This is a genomic window from Paraburkholderia sp. BR10141 (assembly GCF_056155635.1).
Window position 1 is genome coordinate 17,617 of the sequence record NZ_JBMIQH010000034.1, and the last position, 18,236, is coordinate 35,852.

14 protein-coding genes are annotated in these 18,236 nt (G+C 65.4%); 8 read left to right on the forward strand and 6 right to left on the reverse strand.

Going from position 1 to position 18,236, the window contains the following annotated elements; all coding sequences use genetic code 11:
* The first annotated feature begins 31 nt into the window (after positions 1-31).
* The 3 genes from ACOJB8_RS32910 to ACOJB8_RS32920 all read left to right on the forward strand — a co-directional run bounded on the left by ACOJB8_RS32910 (position 32) and on the right by ACOJB8_RS32920 (position 3,869).
* Positions 32-895: an efflux RND transporter periplasmic adaptor subunit gene (locus tag ACOJB8_RS32910; RefSeq protein WP_069268663.1), complete on the forward strand. Its 864-nt coding sequence runs from the start codon at positions 32-34 to the stop codon at positions 893-895.
* A gap of 303 nt (positions 896-1,198) precedes the next feature.
* Positions 1,199-1,795, forward strand: a complete 597-nt coding sequence (locus ACOJB8_RS32915) for a hydrogenase maturation protease (protein WP_475016283.1) — start codon at positions 1,199-1,201, stop codon at positions 1,793-1,795.
* 175 nt (positions 1,796-1,970) lie between these two features.
* Complete coding sequence (locus ACOJB8_RS32920; protein ID WP_475016285.1) at positions 1,971-3,869, forward strand: propionate--CoA ligase; 1,899 nt, start codon at positions 1,971-1,973, stop codon at positions 3,867-3,869.
* A gap of 19 nt (positions 3,870-3,888) precedes the next feature.
* Here the strand turns inward: ACOJB8_RS32920 and ACOJB8_RS32925 are convergent, their stop codons facing one another.
* Together ACOJB8_RS32925 and ACOJB8_RS32930 are read right to left on the reverse strand one after the other, a co-directional pair.
* The gene (locus ACOJB8_RS32925) at positions 3,889-4,707 is read right to left on the reverse strand and encodes a 5'-methylthioadenosine/adenosylhomocysteine nucleosidase (RefSeq protein WP_342945958.1); all 819 of its coding nucleotides are present in this window, start codon (positions 4,705-4,707) and stop codon (positions 3,889-3,891) included.
* 43 nt (positions 4,708-4,750) lie between these two features.
* Positions 4,751-7,132: a UvrD-helicase domain-containing protein gene (locus ACOJB8_RS32930; RefSeq protein ID WP_475016288.1), complete on the reverse strand. Its 2,382-nt coding sequence runs from the start codon at positions 7,130-7,132 to the stop codon at positions 4,751-4,753.
* 271 nt (positions 7,133-7,403) lie between these two features.
* Here ACOJB8_RS32930 and ACOJB8_RS32935 point away from each other — a divergent pair, with 271 nt between their 5' ends.
* Together ACOJB8_RS32935 and galU are read left to right on the forward strand one after the other, a co-directional pair.
* Complete coding sequence (locus ACOJB8_RS32935; protein ID WP_368617751.1) at positions 7,404-10,271, forward strand: valine--tRNA ligase; 2,868 nt, start codon at positions 7,404-7,406, stop codon at positions 10,269-10,271.
* 78 nt (positions 10,272-10,349) lie between these two features.
* Entirely contained in the window at positions 10,350-11,231 is an 882-nt protein-coding gene (gene galU, locus ACOJB8_RS32940) for a UTP--glucose-1-phosphate uridylyltransferase GalU (RefSeq protein WP_028208043.1), read from the forward strand.
* 82 nt (positions 11,232-11,313) lie between these two features.
* Here the strand turns inward: galU and ACOJB8_RS32945 are convergent, their stop codons facing one another.
* The 4 genes from ACOJB8_RS32945 to ACOJB8_RS32960 all read right to left on the reverse strand — a co-directional run bounded on the left by ACOJB8_RS32945 (position 11,314) and on the right by ACOJB8_RS32960 (position 14,652).
* Positions 11,314-11,541 carry a sulfurtransferase TusA family protein gene (locus ACOJB8_RS32945; protein WP_028208042.1) on the reverse strand — a complete coding sequence of 76 codons (228 nt, stop codon included), beginning with the start codon at positions 11,539-11,541 and terminating at the stop codon, positions 11,314-11,316.
* A gap of 106 nt (positions 11,542-11,647) precedes the next feature.
* Positions 11,648-12,715 carry a Gfo/Idh/MocA family oxidoreductase gene (locus ACOJB8_RS32950; RefSeq protein ID WP_475016290.1) on the reverse strand — a complete coding sequence of 356 codons (1,068 nt, stop codon included), beginning with the start codon at positions 12,713-12,715 and terminating at the stop codon, positions 11,648-11,650.
* Positions 12,716-12,746: 31 nt separating this feature from the next.
* Positions 12,747-13,769 (reverse strand): inositol 2-dehydrogenase, encoded by a 1,023-nt coding sequence (iolG, locus tag ACOJB8_RS32955; RefSeq protein WP_475016291.1) that lies wholly within the window; start codon positions 13,767-13,769, stop codon positions 12,747-12,749.
* A complete protein-coding gene (locus ACOJB8_RS32960; RefSeq protein WP_069268671.1) occupies positions 13,762-14,652 on the reverse strand; it encodes a MurR/RpiR family transcriptional regulator in 891 nt (296 codons plus the stop codon). Before ACOJB8_RS32960 ends, iolG begins: the two co-directional genes overlap by 8 nt.
* A gap of 275 nt (positions 14,653-14,927) precedes the next feature.
* Between ACOJB8_RS32960 and ACOJB8_RS32965 the strand changes: the two genes are divergently transcribed.
* The 3 genes from ACOJB8_RS32965 (at position 14,928) to ACOJB8_RS32975 (ending at position 18,213) form a co-directional block, all read left to right on the forward strand.
* Positions 14,928-15,989 carry a sugar ABC transporter substrate-binding protein gene (locus ACOJB8_RS32965; protein ID WP_069268672.1) on the forward strand — a complete coding sequence of 354 codons (1,062 nt, stop codon included), beginning with the start codon at positions 14,928-14,930 and terminating at the stop codon, positions 15,987-15,989.
* Between the two features lie 237 nt (positions 15,990-16,226).
* Positions 16,227-17,390 carry an ABC transporter permease gene (locus tag ACOJB8_RS32970; protein WP_342945963.1) on the forward strand — a complete coding sequence of 388 codons (1,164 nt, stop codon included), beginning with the start codon at positions 16,227-16,229 and terminating at the stop codon, positions 17,388-17,390.
* Positions 17,391-17,403: 13 nt separating this feature from the next.
* Positions 17,404-18,213 carry an ATP-binding cassette domain-containing protein gene (locus ACOJB8_RS32975; RefSeq protein WP_069268674.1) on the forward strand — a complete coding sequence of 270 codons (810 nt, stop codon included), beginning with the start codon at positions 17,404-17,406 and terminating at the stop codon, positions 18,211-18,213.
* Positions 18,214-18,236: the final 23 nt, after the last annotated feature.

Here is an 18,236-nt window from a genome sequence, read left to right on the forward strand (position 1 = left end):
TGCATGCATCGCTGAACGAATCAACCGAATCATGACAATCCGCAACCTCATTGGCTTTATCGCGACGGCCATCATCTTCGTCGTCGCCATTCTGGTCGGGCGCGTCCTGTGGGTTCACTACATGGACGAGCCGTGGACCCGCGACGGCCGCGTGCGCGCCGAAGTGGTGAACATCGCTCCCGACGTCTCGGGCGCCGTGGTCGAGCTGCCCGTGAAGGACAACCAGTTCGTGCACAAGGGCGACCTGCTCATGCAGATCGACCCGTCGCACTATCAGATCGCCGTGGAGCAGGCCGAGGCCGCCGTGGCCGCGCGCAAGGCCGAGCTGACGATGCGCCAGGACGACGCGCGCCGCCGCGCCGACATGGACAGCGAAGTGGTCTCGGCCGAAAACCGCGAAAACGCCTCGCATACGGCAAATTCGGCACAGGCGCAGTACCAGCAGGCAATCGCTGCGCTCGACGCAGCCAAGCTCAATCTCGAACGCACGCGCGTGGTCTCGCCGGTGGACGGCTACATCACGAACCTGCAAGTGTTCCAGGGCGACTACGCGATCTCGGGCCAGGCCAAGCTTGCCGTGGTGGACAGCCATTCGTTCTGGGTCTACGGCTACTTCGAGGAAACCAAGCTGCCGCACGTGAAGGTGGGCAACAAGGCCGACATCAAGCTGATGAGCGGCGGCACGCTCCAGGGCCACGTCGAGAGCATCTCGCGCGGCATTTACGACCGCGACAATCCGCAAAGCCGCGAACTGCTCGCCGACGTGAACCCGACCTTCAACTGGGTGCGCCTCGCGCAGCGCGTGCCGGTGCGCATCCACATCGACAAGGTGCCGGACGACATGGTCCTCGCCGCGGGCACGACCTGCACGGTGGTCGTCAAACCAGGCACGTGATGGCGCCGTGACGGCGCGTACTGCCAGCCGGGCTACGCAACAGCGCAAGCAAAAAGGGAACGCCAGTTTGGCGTTCCCTTTTTTGTTGCTGTGCGCACACGGAGTGTTAGCGCTTCCCGCACAGTGCGCCGACAGCGAATCGATGAGTATTGCAAAATAATGTCTTTATCACGTTAAAGCCTCTCTCGCTTGATCCATGTCAACGGAAGTTGGTCGGAATACTCGGATTATTCCTATTCCCCAGCCTTCCAATCACCCCTCAACGTGATCCTTCGCCTACATCGACCTTGCGAAATCGGCGCCATGCCGCGGACGGCGCGCGACGACGGCGCGGTGCGCGCGTTCGCGCGCCGCGCACTGGCCGGGCTCACGAAGCGTCAGGCCCTCGCGCCGCAACGGGTGGTCGTGCTCGCCCTCGGCAACGTTCAGTGGGGCGACGCCGGTTTGGGCGTGCTCGCGCTCGAGCGGCTGAAGGCGGCCTGGCAATGCCCCGCGCAGGTCGAACTCGTGGAAGGCGGTACGCGCGGCCGCGCGCTGCTGCCCGTCGTCGAATCCACGCAGCGTTTGATCGTGCTCACAGCAATCGATTTCGGGCTCGAACCGGGCACGCTGCGCATCCTCACCGGCGATGCGGCCGCCGAACATCTCTACATGCGCCGCCCGAGCCGGCCCGGCATGGGTTTTGCCGACGCGCTGGCCTGCGCGCAGCTGAGCGGCCGCTCGCCGCGCGAGATCGTGCTGATCGGCGTGCAGCCGCAAGGCAGCGACTGTTACGGCGCGGGCTTGTCGAGCACGGTGCGCGCGCAACTCGATGCGACTGTCGATGCCGCCCGGCTCTGGCTGCGCCGCTGGCGCGTCGCACCGCTGCCGCGTCTCGAGCATCCCGACATCCGCGGCTGAGCGCCGCACAGCGGTTGCACGCGCCGGCGGGCGCGCCGCATGCGCCCGTACGCGGAAATCCGCGAGAGAATCCGCGGGAGAACCCGCGTTGCCCGCGCGCATTGCACTGCACTATCCTGAAAAACTGCGCCAGATCGGCCAACGGCTGCACCATCAGCACGGGAGGAAGGTAGTCATGCGTTACCGCGATTTTCACCGCGAGTCGGTCGCGAACCCCGACGACTTCTGGCGCCGCGAGGCCGAGCGCATCCATTGGGAGACGCCGTTCGACCAGGTGCTAGACCGCTCGAATCCGCCGTTTGCGCGCTGGTTCTGCGGCGGCCGCACGAACCTGTGCTTCAACGCCGTGGACCGTCACCTCTCGTCGCGCGCTCACCAGAACGCGCTCGTCTACGTCTCGACCGAAACCGGCATCGAGCGGCGCTACACCTACCCCGACCTGCACGCCGAAGTGAACCGCATGGCCGCCGTGATGCGCTCGCTCGGCGTCGCGCGCGGCGAGCGCGTGCTGATCTATCTGCCGATGATTCCCGAGGCCGTCTTTGCCATGCTCGCCTGCGCGCGCCTCGGCGCGATCCACTCGGTGGTGTTCGGCGGATTCGCCGCGCCAAGCCTCGCCGCGCGCATCGACGACGCGAAGCCCGTGCTGCTCGTGAGCGCCGACGCCGGGGCACGCGGCGGCAAGGTGATCGACTACACGCCGCTCGTGGACGAAGCCATGGCGCGCGCCGAGTACGCGCCGCCCAAGGTGCTGCTGATCGACCGCCAGCTCGCGCCCGAGCGGCTGAACGCGCCGTATCTCGTCGACTACGAGCCGCTGCGCGAGCAACACTACGATGTGCAGATTCCCTGCGAATGGCTCGAATCGAACGAGCCTTCGTACATCCTCTACACCTCGGGCACGACGGGCAAGCCCAAGGGCGTGCAGCGCGACGTGGGCGGCTACGCGGTGGCGCTCGCCGCATCGATGGAATACATCTTCGAAGGACACGCCGGCGACACCATGTTCACGGCGTCGGACATCGGCTGGGTGGTGGGCCATAGCTACATCATCTACGCGCCGCTGCTCGCGGGCATGACCACGGTGATGTACGAAGGCACGCCGGTGCGCCCCGATGGCGGCATCTGGTGGCGCCTCGTCGAGCAGCACCGCATCAACCTGATGTTCACGGCGCCGACGGCCATTCGCGTGCTCAAGAAGCAGGACCCGGCGCTGCTGCACTGCGCCGATCTGTCGAGCCTGCGCACGCTCTTTCTCGCGGGCGAACCGCTCGACGAGCCCACGGCCGAATGGATCTCGGATGCACTCGCCAAACCCGTCGTCGACAACTACTGGCAGACCGAGACCGGCTGGCCGATGCTGGCGATCCAGCGCGGCGTCGATCCGCTGCCGCAAAAGCTCGGCTCGCCGGGCGTGCCCTGCTACGGCTACGACCTCGTGCTGCGCAACGAACATACGGGCGAGCCCTGCGCACAAGGCGAGAAAGGCGTGATCACGCTCGGCTACCCGTTGCCGCCAGGCTGTATGCAGACCGTGTGGGGCGACGACGCGCGCTTCGTGAACACGTACTGGGAAAGCGTGCCGGGCCAGCAGGTGTATTCGACCTTCGACTGGGGCGTGCAGGACAGCGACGGTTACGTGACGATCCTCGGCCGCACCGACGACGTGATCAATGTGGCGGGCCATCGTCTCGGCACGCGCGAGATCGAAGAGGCGATCTCGTCGCACGCGGCCGTCGCGGAAGTGGCCGTGGTGGGGGTGAACGACGCGGTGAAGGGTCAGGCGGCGCTGGCGTTCGTCGTGCTGCGCGACGCGAATGCGGCAGCGAATCCCGCCGATGCACAGAAGCTCGCGGCTTCGCTCGCCGCGACGGTGGACCGCCAGCTCGGCGCGATCGGCCGGCCCGCGGGCGTGCACTTCGTGCCGATGCTGCCCAAGACGCGCTCCGGCAAGCTATTGCGCCGCGCGATCGCGGCGCTCGCCGAAGGGCGCGACCCGGGCGATCTGCCGACCATCGAGGATGCCTCGGCGCTGCAGTCGATTCGCGAGGCGGTGAGCGCAGGCGAAAGCTGAGGCCTGCGCGTGCGTACGCTCAGCGTGCGAGCGGGCGGTAAGCGGCCAGGAAGCGCTTGAGGATGCCCGTCGAGTAAGTGCCCGCGATATCGGCGAGGAAGCTCGAGAACGAGGTGCTCGCGTGCTCGTCGGCGGTATCGGAGATCGTGCGCACGATCGCGCACGGCACGTCGTACTCGTGGCAGACCTGGGCGATCGCGGCGCCTTCCATCTCGACGGCGAGCGCATCGGGCAACAGCGCGCGCAGCGCGCCCACGGCCGCGGCGCTCGCCACGAACTGGTCACCGCTGATCACGAGCCCGCGATGCACCTGCGGCAACGCGGTTTCCAGGCGCGGCAGCGCGGCCTTGAAGCGCGCCGTCAACTCCGGCCCCTCCTCCGCGATGAAACGCTCGCATGCGGCGGCGAGCGCCTGAGCCAACGCGTGGTCGGCATCGAAACGCGAGCGCGCGAGCAGCGGGATTTCGTGACGCGGGAACAGCGGCTCGGCGTTCATGTCGTGCTGGAGCAGCGTTTCGCCCACCACCACGTCGCCCACGTGGACGCCCGCACCCACGCCGCCGGCCACGCCCGTAAAGACGATCGCTTCCACATCGAACGCATGGATCAGCGCGCTGGCCGTGGCGGCCGCCGCCACCTTGCCGACGCGCGCGAGCGTCACCACGCACGGCGCGCCGTGCACGGTGCCCAGGTGATAGTCACGCCGGCCGAACGTGCGCGTGACGACCCCCGATTCGGCCTGCATGGCCGCGATCAGATCGCCGAGTTCCTGGGGCAGCGCGGCGAGCACGCCGAGCGGACGGGCGGCACTGCCGCCCGCGTGAGTCGAGAGGTTCATCTTCGAATGATTTCCGTCTGAGTCGTTTGAGGCTTGCGCGCGCTCACTCCACCGGCTGCAGCTTGGCCACCGCCAGCGCGAGCCATTTCTCGCCGTGACGCTTGAAGCGCACCTGCGCCTTGGCGTCGGTGCCGCTGCCTTCGAGCGCCGTGATCGTGCCTTCGCCGAACTTCGTGTGGAACACGCCCTGGCCCACACGGAAGCCCGTCTCGGCGGCGCGCTGCTCGTTGGCGAACGCGGGCGCCGGGCTCTTGTCGGCGATATAGGCGTCGCGCTCGCGACGGCCGCCTTCGCTGCTGCCGCCACTGCCGCCGCCCGGACGCGCGAACCAGTCGCGGCCCCAGCCGGCGTTGTCGGAACGCCCGCCCCAGCGCGAACCCGCCTCGACCTTGGGCGTGAGCCACTTGAGCGATTCCTGCGGCAGTTCGTCGAAAAAGCGCGAACGCACGTTGTAGCGCGTCTGGCCGTGCAACAAGCGGCTCTGCGCGAACGAGATATAGAGCCGCTCCTTCGCACGCGTGATCGCCACGTACATCAGGCGGCGTTCTTCTTCGAGGCCGTCAGCTTCCATCGCGCTGTTCTCGTGCGGGAACAAGCCCTCTTCGAGACCGGTGATGAAGACCGCCGTGAATTCGAGGCCCTTCGCCGCGTGCACCGTCATCAACTGCACGGCGTCCTGGCCTGCCTGCGCCTGGTTGTCGCCGGCTTCGAGCGACGCGTGCGAGAGGAAGCCCGCGAGCGGCGTCATGACGTCGGGGTTCTGCGCGGGGTCGGTGATCGTGGGCGCATCGAGCACTTCGATCTCGCCGTCCTGCGAGACGATCTCGGGCACCGCGCTCGCACCCGGGCGCAGCGGGATCGAGCGCGCGGGCGTGTCGAGGCCATAGCCCTCTTCGCTCACGAACGCCGTGGCCGCGGTCACGAGTTCCTGCAAGTTCTCGAGGCGATCCTGACCTTCACGCTCGTTCTGATAAAACTCGGCGAGACCGCTCATGCGCACCGTGTACTCGACCGTTTCCGGCAGGCTCATCTGCGCGGTTTCGGCGCGCATCTTCGCGACCAGATTGGCGAACGAACCCAGGCTCGAGCCCGCCTTGCCCGTGACGTACGGAATGGCCGCGGCCATCGAGCAGTTGTAGAGGCGCGCGGCATCCGCCAGCTGCTCGATCGAGCGCGCGCCAATGCCGCGCGTGGGGAAATTCACCACGCGCGCGAACGCCGTGTCGTCGTTCGGATTGTCGATCAGACGCAGATACGCGAGCGCATGCTTCACTTCCTGACGCTCGAAGAAGCGCAAGCCGCCATACACCTTGTAAGGCACGCCCGCGTTCACGAGCGTGTGCTCGATCGTGCGCGACTGCGCGTTGCTGCGATAAAGGATGGCGATCTCGTTGCGCGCGAGCCCCTGGTTGATCAGCGCGCGAATCTCCTCGACGATCCAGCCGGCTTCCTGCGAGTCGGTGGCCGCCTCGTACACGCGCACCGGCTCGCCGTGGCCCGCATCGGTGCGCAGGTTCTTGCCCAGACGCCGCGAGTTATGCGCGATCAGATAGTTGGCCGCATCGAGAATATGGCCGTGCGAACGGTAGTTCTGCTCCAGCTTGATCATGTGCTTCACGCGGAACTCGTTCTCGAAGTCGCGCATGTTGCCGATGTTCGCGCCGCGGAACGCGTAGATCGACTGGTCGTCGTCGCCCACCGCGAAGATCGCATTGCCCGGCCCCGCGAGCAGCTTGAGCCACGCGTACTGGAGCTTGTTGGTGTCCTGGAACTCGTCCACCAGGATGTCGCGAAAGCGACTCTGATAGTGCGCGCGCAGCGGCGGGTTGTACGCGAGCAGTTCGTAGCAGCGCAGCAGCAGCTCCGCGAAATCGACCACGCCTTCGCGCTGGCACTGCTGGTCGTAGGCCTCGTAGAGTTCGACGAACTTGCGGTTGAAATCGTCGCTCACGTCCACGTCTTTCGGACGCAGGCCCTGCTCCTTCGCGTTGTTGATGAAATACTGCAGGTTCTTGGGCGGGTACTTCTCGTCGTCGACGTTCAGGCCCTTCATCAGACGCTTGATGGCCGAAAGCTGGTCGGCGGTATCGAGGATCTGGAAGGTCTGCGGCAGACCGGCGTCGCGGAAATGCGCGCGCAGCATGCGGTTGCACAGGCCGTGGAACGTGCCGATCCACATGCCGCGCGTGTCGATGGGCAAAAGCGCCTGGAGGCGCCCGACCATTTCGCGCGCGGCCTTGTTCGTGAAGGTCACGGCCAGGATGGTCGAGGGCGAGGCCATGCCCTGTTGGATCAGCCACGCAATGCGCGTGATCAGCACGCGCGTCTTGCCGCTGCCGGCCCCGGCCAGAATGAGCGCCGGTTCGTTGGGCAACGTGACGGCGGCGAGTTGTTCGGGGTTCAGGTTCGCGAGCAGTTCGGGCATGGGCTGAAAAGGAGCGTGACCCCAGGGCGGGACCCCGGGGACGTGGCGCGCGGCACAGGCGCGCCGTCGTTGAATGGCAGACCGCCATTATAAGTGCGCACGCACGCTGCGGCTTGGGTGACCCAAGCGGCACGCCTCGCGCGCAGAACGCCCGCACGACGGCCCGCACCATGGTCCGCCCAGTGCCCCAGCCCGGCTGGCGCGTCGGCTCCGGCAGGACTTCCCCTTATAATCGAAGGTTTCCGCATCCTTTTTTCGGCAGATTCCACCCATGAGCGACAGCACGCTAGCGAAAAGCTTCGAGCCCCAGACGATCGAGGCCCAATGGGGCCCCGAATGGGAGCGTCGAGGCTACGCCGCCGCGACCTTCGAGCCCGGCCGCAACAATTTCTCGATCCAGTTGCCGCCGCCCAACGTCACCGGCACGCTGCACATGGGGCACGCGTTCAACCAGACGATCATGGACGGCCTCACGCGCTACCACCGCATGCTCGGCGACAACACGCTGTGGGTGCCGGGTACGGACCACGCGGGCATCGCCACGCAGATCGTGGTCGAGCGCCAGCTCGACGCGCAGAAGATTTCGCGCCACGACCTGGGCCGCGAGAAGTTCGTCGAGCGCGTGTGGGAATGGAAGCAGCAGTCGGGTTCGACCATCACGGGCCAGGTGCGGCGCCTGGGGGCGTCGATCGACTGGTCGCGCGAGTACTTCACGATGGACGACAAGATGTCGACCGCCGTGCGCGACGTGTTCGTGCGCCTCTATGAACAGGGCCTGATCTACCGCGGCAAGCGCCTCGTGAACTGGGACCCGGTGCTGGGCACCGCCGTTTCGGACCTCGAAGTCGTGAGCGAAGAGGAAAACGGCAACCTGTGGCACCTGCGCTATCCGCTCACGGACGGTTCGGGCCACCTCACGGTTGCGACCACGCGCCCGGAAACCATGCTCGGCGACACGGCCGTGATGGTCCATCCGGAAGACGAGCGCTACGCGCACCTGATCGGCAAGACCGTGACGCTGCCGCTGGCCGATCGCGAGATCCCCATCATCGCCGACGAATACGTGGACCGCGAGTTCGGCACGGGCGTCGTGAAGGTCACGCCCGCGCACGACTTCAACGACTACCAGGTGGGCCTGCGCCACGGTCTGCCGATGATCGAGATTCTCACGCTCGACGCGAAGGTCAACGACAACGCGCCCGCCAAATACCGCGGCCTCGACCGTTTCGAGGCGCGCAAGCAGGTCGTGGCCGACTTCGAGGCACTCGGCCTGCTCGACTCGGTCCAGCCGCACAAGCTGATGGTGCCGCGCGGCGACCGCACGGGCGTGGTGATCGAGCCGATGCTCACGGACCAATGGTTCGTCGCGATGACGAAGCCCGCGCCCGAGGGCACCTTCAATCCCGGCAAGTCGATCACCGAAACCTCGCTCGACGTGGTGCGCAGCGGCCAGATCAAGTTCGTGCCGGAAAACTGGACCACGACCTACTACCAGTGGCTCGAGAACATCCAGGACTGGTGCATTTCGCGCCAGCTCTGGTGGGGCCACCAGATCCCGGCGTGGTACGGCGAGAACGGCGAGATCTTCGTCGCGAAGAGCGAGGAAGAGGCGCGCGCGCAGGCCGAAGCCAAGGGCTACACGGGCGCACTGAAGCGCGACGAAGACGTGCTCGACACGTGGTTCTCGTCGGCGCTCGTGCCGTTCTCGTCGCTCGGCTGGCCTGCGGATACGCCCGAACTGAAGGCCTTCCTGCCCTCTTCCGTGCTGGTCACGGGCTTCGACATCATCTTCTTCTGGGTAGCGCGCATGGTCATGATGACCACGCACTTCACCGGCAAGGTGCCGTTCGATACGGTGTACGTGCACGGCCTCGTGCGCGACGCCGAAGGCCAGAAGATGTCGAAGAGCAAGGGCAACACGCTCGACCCGATCGATATCGTCGATGGCATCGACCTCGAAGCGCTGGTCGCCAAGCGCACCACCGGCCTCATGAATCCCAAGCAGGCCGCGACCATCGAAAAGAAGACGCGCAAGGAGTTCCCGGAGGGCATTCCCGCGTTCGGCACCGACGCGCTGCGCTTCACGATGGCTTCCATGGCCACGCTCGGCCGCAACGTGAACTTCGACCTCGCGCGCTGTGAAGGCTATCGCAACTTCTGCAACAAGCTCTGGAACGCCACGCGCTTCGTGCTGATGAACTGCGAAGGCCACGACTGCGGTTTCAGCAAGCCGGGCGCATGCCAGCCGGGCGATTGCGGCCCCGGCGGCTACACGGACTTCTCGCAGGCCGATCGCTGGATCGTCTCGCTCCTGCAGCGCGTGGAAGCCGAAGTCGCGAAGGGCTTCGCGGACTATCGCTTCGACAACGTGGCCAACGCCATATACAAGTTCGTCTGGGACGAATACTGTGACTGGTACCTGGAACTGGCCAAGGTGCAGATCCAGACGGGTACGCCCGAGCAGCAGCGCGCCACGCGCCGCACGCTGCTGCGCGTGCTGGAAACGGTGCTGCGCCTCGCGCACCCGGTGATTCCGTTCATCACCGAAGCGCTGTGGCAGAAGGTGGCGCCGCTCACCGACGCGTACCCCGAGGGTGCCGCCGAAGGCGCAGCATCGATCATGGTGCAGCGTTACCCGGTGGCAGAAGCAAAGAAGATCGATGAAGCCGCGGAACAGTGGGCCGCCGACCTGAAGGCCGTGATCGACGCGTGCCGCAATCTGCGTGGCGAAATGGGCCTCTCGCCCGCCACGAAGGTGCCGCTGCTCGCCACGGGCAACGCCGAGCGGCTCGCGACGTTCGCGCCCTATGCGCAGGCGCTTGCAAAGCTTTCGGAGGTCCAGATCATCGCCGACGAAGCAACGCTCGACGCGGCCTCGGCAGGCGCGCCAGTTGCTATCGTAGGGACGGACAAACTCGTGCTGAAGGTGGAGATCGACGTCGCCGCCGAACGCGAACGCCTGTCGAAGGAAATCGCCCGCCTCGGCAACGAGGTAACGAAGTGCACGGCCAAGCTCGGAAACGAGAGTTTTGTAGCGAAAGCACCGCCCGCAGTCGTTGAGCAGGAGCAGAAAAGACTGGCAGAATACCAGGCAACGCTGGACAAGCTGACCGCGCAACTCACGCGGTTGCCGGCCTGAGCGCCATATCGGCCAAAGGCTGTAACGCGTCGCGCCGCACCCGCGGCGTCACACGAGCACCAGGACAGGGACAAAGACATGCTGAAAGTGACAAAAGCGGTATTCCCGGTAGCGGGCCTCGGCACGCGCTTCCTTCCGGCCACGAAAGCCAGCCCGAAGGAAATGCTGCCCGTGGTCGACAAGCCGCTCATCCAGTACGCGGTCGAAGAAGCCGTGGCTGCGGGCATCACTGAAATGATCTTCGTGACCGGGCGCAGCAAGCGCGCGATCGAGGACCATTTCGACAAGTCGTATGAGATCGAGGCCGAACTCGAAGCGCGCGGCAAAGCCAAGCTGCTCGAACTGGTGCGCAACATCAAGCCGAACAACGTCGACTGCTTCTACGTGCGTCAGCCCGAGGCGCTCGGCCTTGGCCACGCCGTGCTGTGCGCGGAAAAGCTCGTGGGCGACAACCCGTTCGCCGTGATTCTCGCGGACGACTTGCTCTACGGCACGCCGCCCGTCATGCAGCAGATGGTCGAGGTGTTCGACCACTACCATAGCTCGGTGCTCGGCGTGGAAGAGATCCCGCCCTCGGAAACGCGCTCGTACGGCATCGTCGACGGCAAGGAGTGGGAAGACTCGATCGTCAAGCTCTCGGGCATCGTCGAGAAGCCGGCGCCGGAAGTCGCACCGTCGAACCTCGGCGTGGTCGGCCGCTACGTGCTCAAGCCGCGTATTTTCGAGCATCTGAAGTCGATCAAGCCGGGCGCGGGCGGCGAGCTGCAGCTCACCGACGCGATCCAGTCGCTGCTCGCCGACGAGCAAGTGCTCGCCTACAAATACCACGGCACGCGCTTCGACTGCGGCAGCAAGCTCGGCTACCTGAAGGCGACGGTCGAGTTCGCGCTGCGCCACCCGGAAGTCGGCGCGGATTTCGACGAGTATCTGCGTACGCGCAAGCCGGTGCTGGAAGGCTAGGCGCCCCCGCTGAGACTCCCGCTCAGGCAAATGAAAATGGCCCGCATTCTCATGCGGGCCATTTTTTTATCTACCGATGCGCCTAGCGCCGGCGCATCAGGAACACGAACGTCTTGTCCTGCTGCGAGCTTTCCACGATCTCGTTGCCGGTTTGCTTGGCGAAAGCGGCGAAATCGCGCTGCGAGCCGGGATCGGTCGCGAGAACCTTGAGGATCTGGCCGCTTTCCATGTCGGCGAGCGCCTTCTTGGCGCGCAGGATCGGTAGCGGGCAGTTCAGCCCGCGCGCATCCACTTCCTTGTGAACCTGAATCTGCATCGGGGTTGGATCCTTCGGTGGCGCACCGTCACGGCGTGAGACGGCGCTGGCAATAGCGTCGATTTTACCGCAGCCACGCCAGCCGCCGCTTGCGTCCCGATCACGGCACGGCTGACAGCGTGACCGCCGCCCCCGTATGCAGCGATTCGCGCAGCGCCTGGCCGATGCGCGTGGCCTCCAGGGCGTCTTCGAGCGTCGCGCCGAGGCTCCCCGCCTGCGTCCGCCCCGCCTTGCGTGCCGCCACTTCGGCGACGAACGCCTGCGCTTCGTTCAGGAACGCCTCTTCGAAACGGTCGAAGAACGTGGGCGTGCAAACGCTGCGCACGCCGGTCGAATCGTAGACATCGACGCGATTCGCGCGCGGGATGCGGCCGATCGCGAGCGCCCCCGCCGTGCCGATCACCTCGCTCGACGTGTCGTTGCCGTGCGCCATCGTGCGCGAGGCGTAAAACATCGCGAGACGGCCGCCCTCGAACTCGCAGATCGCCACGCCGTTGTCCACGTCGCCCGATTCGCGCAGCCCTTCGTGCAGCGCGATTGCGCCTGCGGCGTACACGCGTGTGGCGCGCGGCTTGCCGAGCAGCCAGCGCGCAACGTCGATGTCGTGAACCGTGCAGTCGAGGAAAATGCCGCCCGAAGTCGGCGCGAAGCGCACGAAAAAGCCTTCGGGATCGTTCAGATCGCAGGTCTGCGAGCGCACCAGAAAAGGCTTGCCGATCGCCCCCGCCTGCACGCTTGCGTAGGCATCCTGATAACTTGGATCGAAGCGGCGCATGAAGCCGATGGTCACCTGCCGGTCGGCATGACGACGCGACACGTTCACCACCCGCTCGCATTCGGCCACGTCGAGCGAGAGCGGCTTCTCGCAGAACACGTGCTTGCCCGCTTCGAGCGCCTGCACGATCTGCTCGGCGTGCAATGCTGAAGGCGTGACGAGCCACACCGCATCGACCGCTTGATCGGCCAGCAAATCGGCGTACTTGCCATACAGCCGCGCGGCGGGCAGCGCCTCGCGCGCCCACGCGAGATCCGCTTCCAGCGGACTGCACGCGGCCGCGAGCGTTGCACCCGGCACGCGATACGCCAGGTTCTGCGCGTGCCGCCGCCCCAACCGCCCAAGTCCCGCCACGCCCACGCGCAACGTCTGGGCACGATCGATTGCCTGCATCCTTGCTCTCCTCGCTTGATCTGCGCTCGCTTCAATCGCCCAGCGTCACGACACGGCCCTCGCGCCACGACAGCGAGGCAGCTTCGGCCAACTCCAGCGCTTTCAGGCCGTCGGCGACCGAGGTGCGCACCGGCACGCCCTGCGTCACGGCTTCGTGAAAGTGCGCCATTTCGCGCGCATAGGCCGCGCGATAGCGTTCGAGGAAGAACGCCTCGGGCACGTCCTGCGCGACAGCGGTCTTCGACCACGCGACCACCTCGGTCGGCTTCATGTTGCCCGCCTGCAGCATGCCCTCGCTGCCGAGCACCTCGAAGCGCTGGTCGTAACCATAGGCCGCGCGCCGCGCCGTGTTGATCTGGCAAAGACGCCCGCGCTTCGTGCGAATCGTCACCGCCGTCGAATCGATGTCGCCCGCGTCGGCAATCGCCGGGTCGGACAGGCAGCTGCCTGTGGCATGCACGCTCACCGCCTCGTCGTCGAGGATCCAGCGGAAGATGTCGAAGTCGTGGATCAGCATGTCCTTGAAGATGCCGCCCGAGTGCTTGATGTATTCGACGGGCGGCGCGCCCGGGTCGCGGCTCGTGATGATCAGCATTTCCGGCGTGCCGATCTCGCCTGCATCGAGGCGCGTCTTGAGCGCGGCGAACGTGGGATCGTAGCGGCGCTGGAAGCCGATCATGGCCACGACGCCCGCGCGCTGAACGGCTTCTGCGCAGGCGCGCGCGCGCTCGATGGTCAGATCGACGGGCTTTTCGCAGAAGATATGCTTGCCCGCTGCCGCCGACTTGAGGATCAGTTCGGAGTGCGTATCGGTGCTCGAGCAAATTACCGTGGCGCCGATCGAAGCGTCGCCGAACGCGGCGTCCACATCCACGACCTGCGCGCCGTGCTGTGCGGCGAGCGCGGCGGCGGCTTCGCGATTGACATCGATCACGTACTTCAGACGCACGCCCGGCTGGCGCGCGAGATTGCCCGCATGAATGCGGCCAATGCGCCCCGCGCCGAATACCGCCACATCCAGCGTTGTCGCTGCGCCGCTTGCTGCACTAGTCATCGTATCCTCCGGTGTCGGTCGATTCTTCCACGTTGAGTTCGAGCCGGTACGCAAGCGCAATGAAGAGCGCCTGGCACAGGCAGAAGGTGCTGGTGAGCGAGCGGAACGCGAACGCGCTCCCTTCCTTCACATAGAGCTGCGCGTTCGCGTGGCGCGCGAGCGGCGAAAGCTGGCTGTCGGTGATGACGAGCGTCCTGGCGTGGTGCTGCTGCGCCACCCGCAGGCAGTACTGCGTTTCTTTGCCGTAGGGCGCGAAGCTGATGGCGATCACCACGTCGCCCTTCTTCACGCCGCGAATCTGTTCGTGGTACATGCCGCCGAGCCCCGAGACGAGGTGCACGCGCTTGCGCGTGTGCTGCAAGGCATAGACGATGTAGCTCGCCACTGGAAACGAGCGGCGCACGCCGATCACGTAGATGTTGTCCGCCTGCTCGAGCATCTTCACGGCTTCGTCGAACTGCGCGCCGTCCAGGCCGGCTTCGAGTTCGTCGAGCCCGCTGCGGCACGCGCCGATGAACTCGCGTGCCACGGCGCCGCCCATGTCCGGGCTCGCTTCGCCTTCCTTGGCGTCGATCAGTTGGCGAATGCGCTGCTGATAGCTCGTGGCCGAGGCGCCTTGCCCCGCATAGGCCTGACGGAACACGGCCTGGAGGTCGGAGAAGCCCGAGAAGCCGAAGCGCTGCGCAAAGCGCACCACCGCCGAAGGATGCACGCCGCAGCTCGCGGCAATGTCGCTCGTACGGTCCATCATCACGCTCGCGCGGTGCTGCTCGATGTAGGTCGCGATGCTTTTCAGCTGACGCGGCAGCGCCTCGTAATCGTGGGCGATGCGCTGCATCAATTCGTCTACGCCTGCTACGGCGTCGGTTGTGTCATCCGCCATGATTGTTTTCCTCGGCTGGTTGCCGCACTGCCGCAAAGCCTTACCAGGCTTCGATTCCACGGCATGCCGACGGAGCCGATTATAGGCAGCGCGTCACACGAATGGAACAGATTTTCCATTTTTATTTGCAATGAAATTTTCGTTGCAAGTCGCGAGGCGATGTCCTACTCTTGTCGATGAGCGCGGCAGCTGGTGCAGGTAACAAGCGGCATGTCAAAAGCGCGGCTGCGGCATTCACCCCAAGAACGAACGACAGACCGAGAAAGGTGGAGACAATGACTCAACGCAAGGGCAAGACCATGCTCCGGAGGTTGGCCGCAGTGCTCGCGCTGGCAGCGGGCGTCACAGGTGCGAGCGTGCTCAGCGCGCAAACGGCGCAAGCCGCCGACGGCCATTTCGTGCTGATCAGCCACGCGCCCGATTCCGACTCGTGGTGGAACACGATCAAGAACGCCATCAAGCAGGCCGACGAAGACTGGAACGTCGAGACCGACTACCGCAATCCACCCAACGGCGACATCGCCGACATGTCGCGCCTGATCGAACAGGCCGCCGCGCGTAACTACGACGGCGTGATCGTGACCATCGCCGACTACGACGTGCTCAAGAGCTCGATCGGCAAGGTCACGCAAAAGAAGATTCCGCTCGTGACGATCAACTCGGGCACCGAGGAACAGAGCGAGAAGCTCGGCGCGATCATGCACGTGGGTCAGCCCGAATACGTGGCGGGCCACGCAGCCGGCGAAAAGGCCAAGGCCGCGGGCGTGAAGTCGTTCCTGTGCGTGAATCACTTCGCGACCAACGCCGTGTCGTTCGAACGCTGCCGCGGATTTGCCGATGCGCTCGGCGTGGACTACAAGAGCTCGACAATCGACTCCGGCCAGGACCCGACGGAAATCCAGTCGAAGGTGAGCGCGTATCTGCGCAACCATCCGAACACGGGCGCGATCCTCACGCTCGGCCCGGTGCCGGCGGCCGCCACGCTCAAGGCGATCGACCAGATGGGCCTCGCGGGCAAGATCTACTTCTGCACGTTCGACTTCTCGGATGACATTGCCAAGGCGATCCGCGCAGGCACCATCCAGTTCGCGATCGACCAGCAGCCGTACCTGCAGGGCTACATCCCCGTGGCCGTTCTCGCGATCGTGAAGAAGGAGCACACCACGGACCCGCAGAAGATCCGCCAGATCCTCGAAGCGAATCCGAAGTTCAAGCAGCGCCTTGAAACCTATGGCCTGCAGCCCTCGTACGGTCCGAAGAACATCCGCTCGGGTCCGGGCTTCATCACCAAGGAGAATCTCGACAAGGTCGTGAAGTACGCAGGTCAGTATCGCTAAGCATTTTTTGTCAGCCACGCGCGGCGGTGGCTAGCATCTTCCGATGCCCATCGCCTCTCGCCAGCCTCGCCGCGCGCCATTCACCGTGTTGCTTCTACTGCAAGGCAGTCGCTTGTGGGGAATGCGCTCGGGTATTTGAGCCAACGCAGACGCGAATGCGTCTGCCACGGCCGATCGCCTTGCACGAGACCAGCGTAAGGCGCTAAAGCACCAACTCTGGTCGATACAGGAGACATCATGGGTGTAGCCGGCAAACACTTCCCCTCGCACGCTCAGGAAGACGGCGCGCAAGACGCGCCCGCGCCGCAGCCAGGCGCCAGCGACGAACGCGTGCGCCGCGAATCGTGGTTCGGCCATCTGCTCGGCCGCCCCGAATTCGCCGCGATTTCCGGCACCGTGCTGGTCTTCGCCGTCTTCGCGATCGGCGCGGGCGGCTCGGGCATGTTCGATCTCGACGGCGTGATGAACTGGTCCCAGGTCGCCGCCTACCTCGGCATCCTGAGCGTCGGCGCGTGCCTGCTGATGATCGCCGGCGAGTTCGACCTCTCCATCGGCTCGATGATCGGCTTCGCCGGCATGATGGTGGCGATCCCCACGATGTACTTCCACTGGCCCATCGCGCTTTCCATTCTGTTCGCGTTCGTGGGCTGCACCGCGCTCGGCGCGCTCAACGGCTACCTCGTGATGCGCACGCGGCTGCCTTCTTTCATCGTCACGCTCGCGTTCCTCTTCATCCTGCGCGGCCTGACGCTTGCGCTCTCGATCATGTTCGCCGACCGCACGATCGTCTCGGGCGTGGGCGATGTGGCCAAAGCCGACTTCGTGACCAACCTGCTTTTTCATGGCACGGCGTTCAAGGGCCTGTTCGTCGCGCTTGCGCATATCGGCATCGGCAGGATGCTCGAAAACGGTCAGCCGCTCGTGCCCGGCGTGCCCAAGGTGATTCTCTGGTGGTTCGCGCTCGTGGCGATCGGCGCATTCGTGCTCGCCAAGACGCGCTACGGCAACTGGATTCTCGCCGTGGGCGGCGACGCCAACGCCGCGAAGAACGTGGGCGTGCCCGTGAAGCGCGTGAAGATTTCGCTCTTCATGCTCACCGCGTTCTGCTCGTGCCTGTTCGCCGTGCTGCAGGTGTGCGACATCGGTTCGGCCGCTGCCGATCGCGGGCTGCAGAAAGAATTCGAAGCGATCATCGCCGCGGTGATCGGCGGCACGCTGCTCACGGGCGGCTACGGCTCGGTGATCGGCGCAGCATTCGGCGCACTCATCTTCGGCGTCGTGCAGATCGGCATCACTTACACGAACATCGATTCGGACTGGTTCCGCGTGTTCCTCGGCGTGATGCTGCTCATTGCCGTGCTCTTCAATCACTATGTGCGCCGCCGCGTCGCGCAATCGTAAGCCGGAGGCTCAAATGTCCGACACTCAAAACACCGCAGACGGCGACACGATTCTCGCGCTCGAGAATGTCAGCAAGTACTTCGGCAAGGTCATCGCACTGAACGGCGTCACATTGCGCTTGAAACGCGGCGAGGTGCACTGCCTGCTCGGCGACAACGGCGCGGGCAAGTCCACGCTCATCAAGACACTCGCCGGCGTGCACCAGCCGACCTCTGGCCAGTACTTCGTGGACGGCAAACCCGTAATGTTCGATTCGCCGAAAGACGCGCTCGATCTCGGCATCGCCACCGTCTACCAGGATCTCGCGCTCGTGCCGCTGCTCTCGGTCGCGCGCAACTTCTTCATGGGCCGCGAGCCGCAAAAGAAGCTGTTCGGCTTCATCAACGTGATGGATCTCGATTCGAGCGCCGCGATCGCGAAGGACCGCCTCGCCGGAATGGGCATCAACGTGCGCGACCCGCATCAGGCCATCGGCACGATGTCGGGCGGCGAGAAGCAGTGTCTCGCGATCGCACGCGCCATTCACTTCGGCGCACGCGTGCTGATTCTCGACGAGCCGACCGCCGCGCTCGGCGTGAAACAGAGCTTCAACGTGCTCAAGCTGATTCACGCCGCACGCGCAAAGGGCATTTCGGTGATCTTCATCACCCACAACGTGCACCACGCCTACCCCATCGGCGACTCGTTCACGCTGCTCAATCGCGGTCGCTCGCTCGGGACCTACACGAAGGACACGATTAGCAAGAACGAAGTGCTCGACATGATGGCGGGCGGTGCGGAGATGCAGAAGATGATCGCCGAACTCGACGGCGCGACCATCTGAGCACGAGCGCACGGCACAGCTCC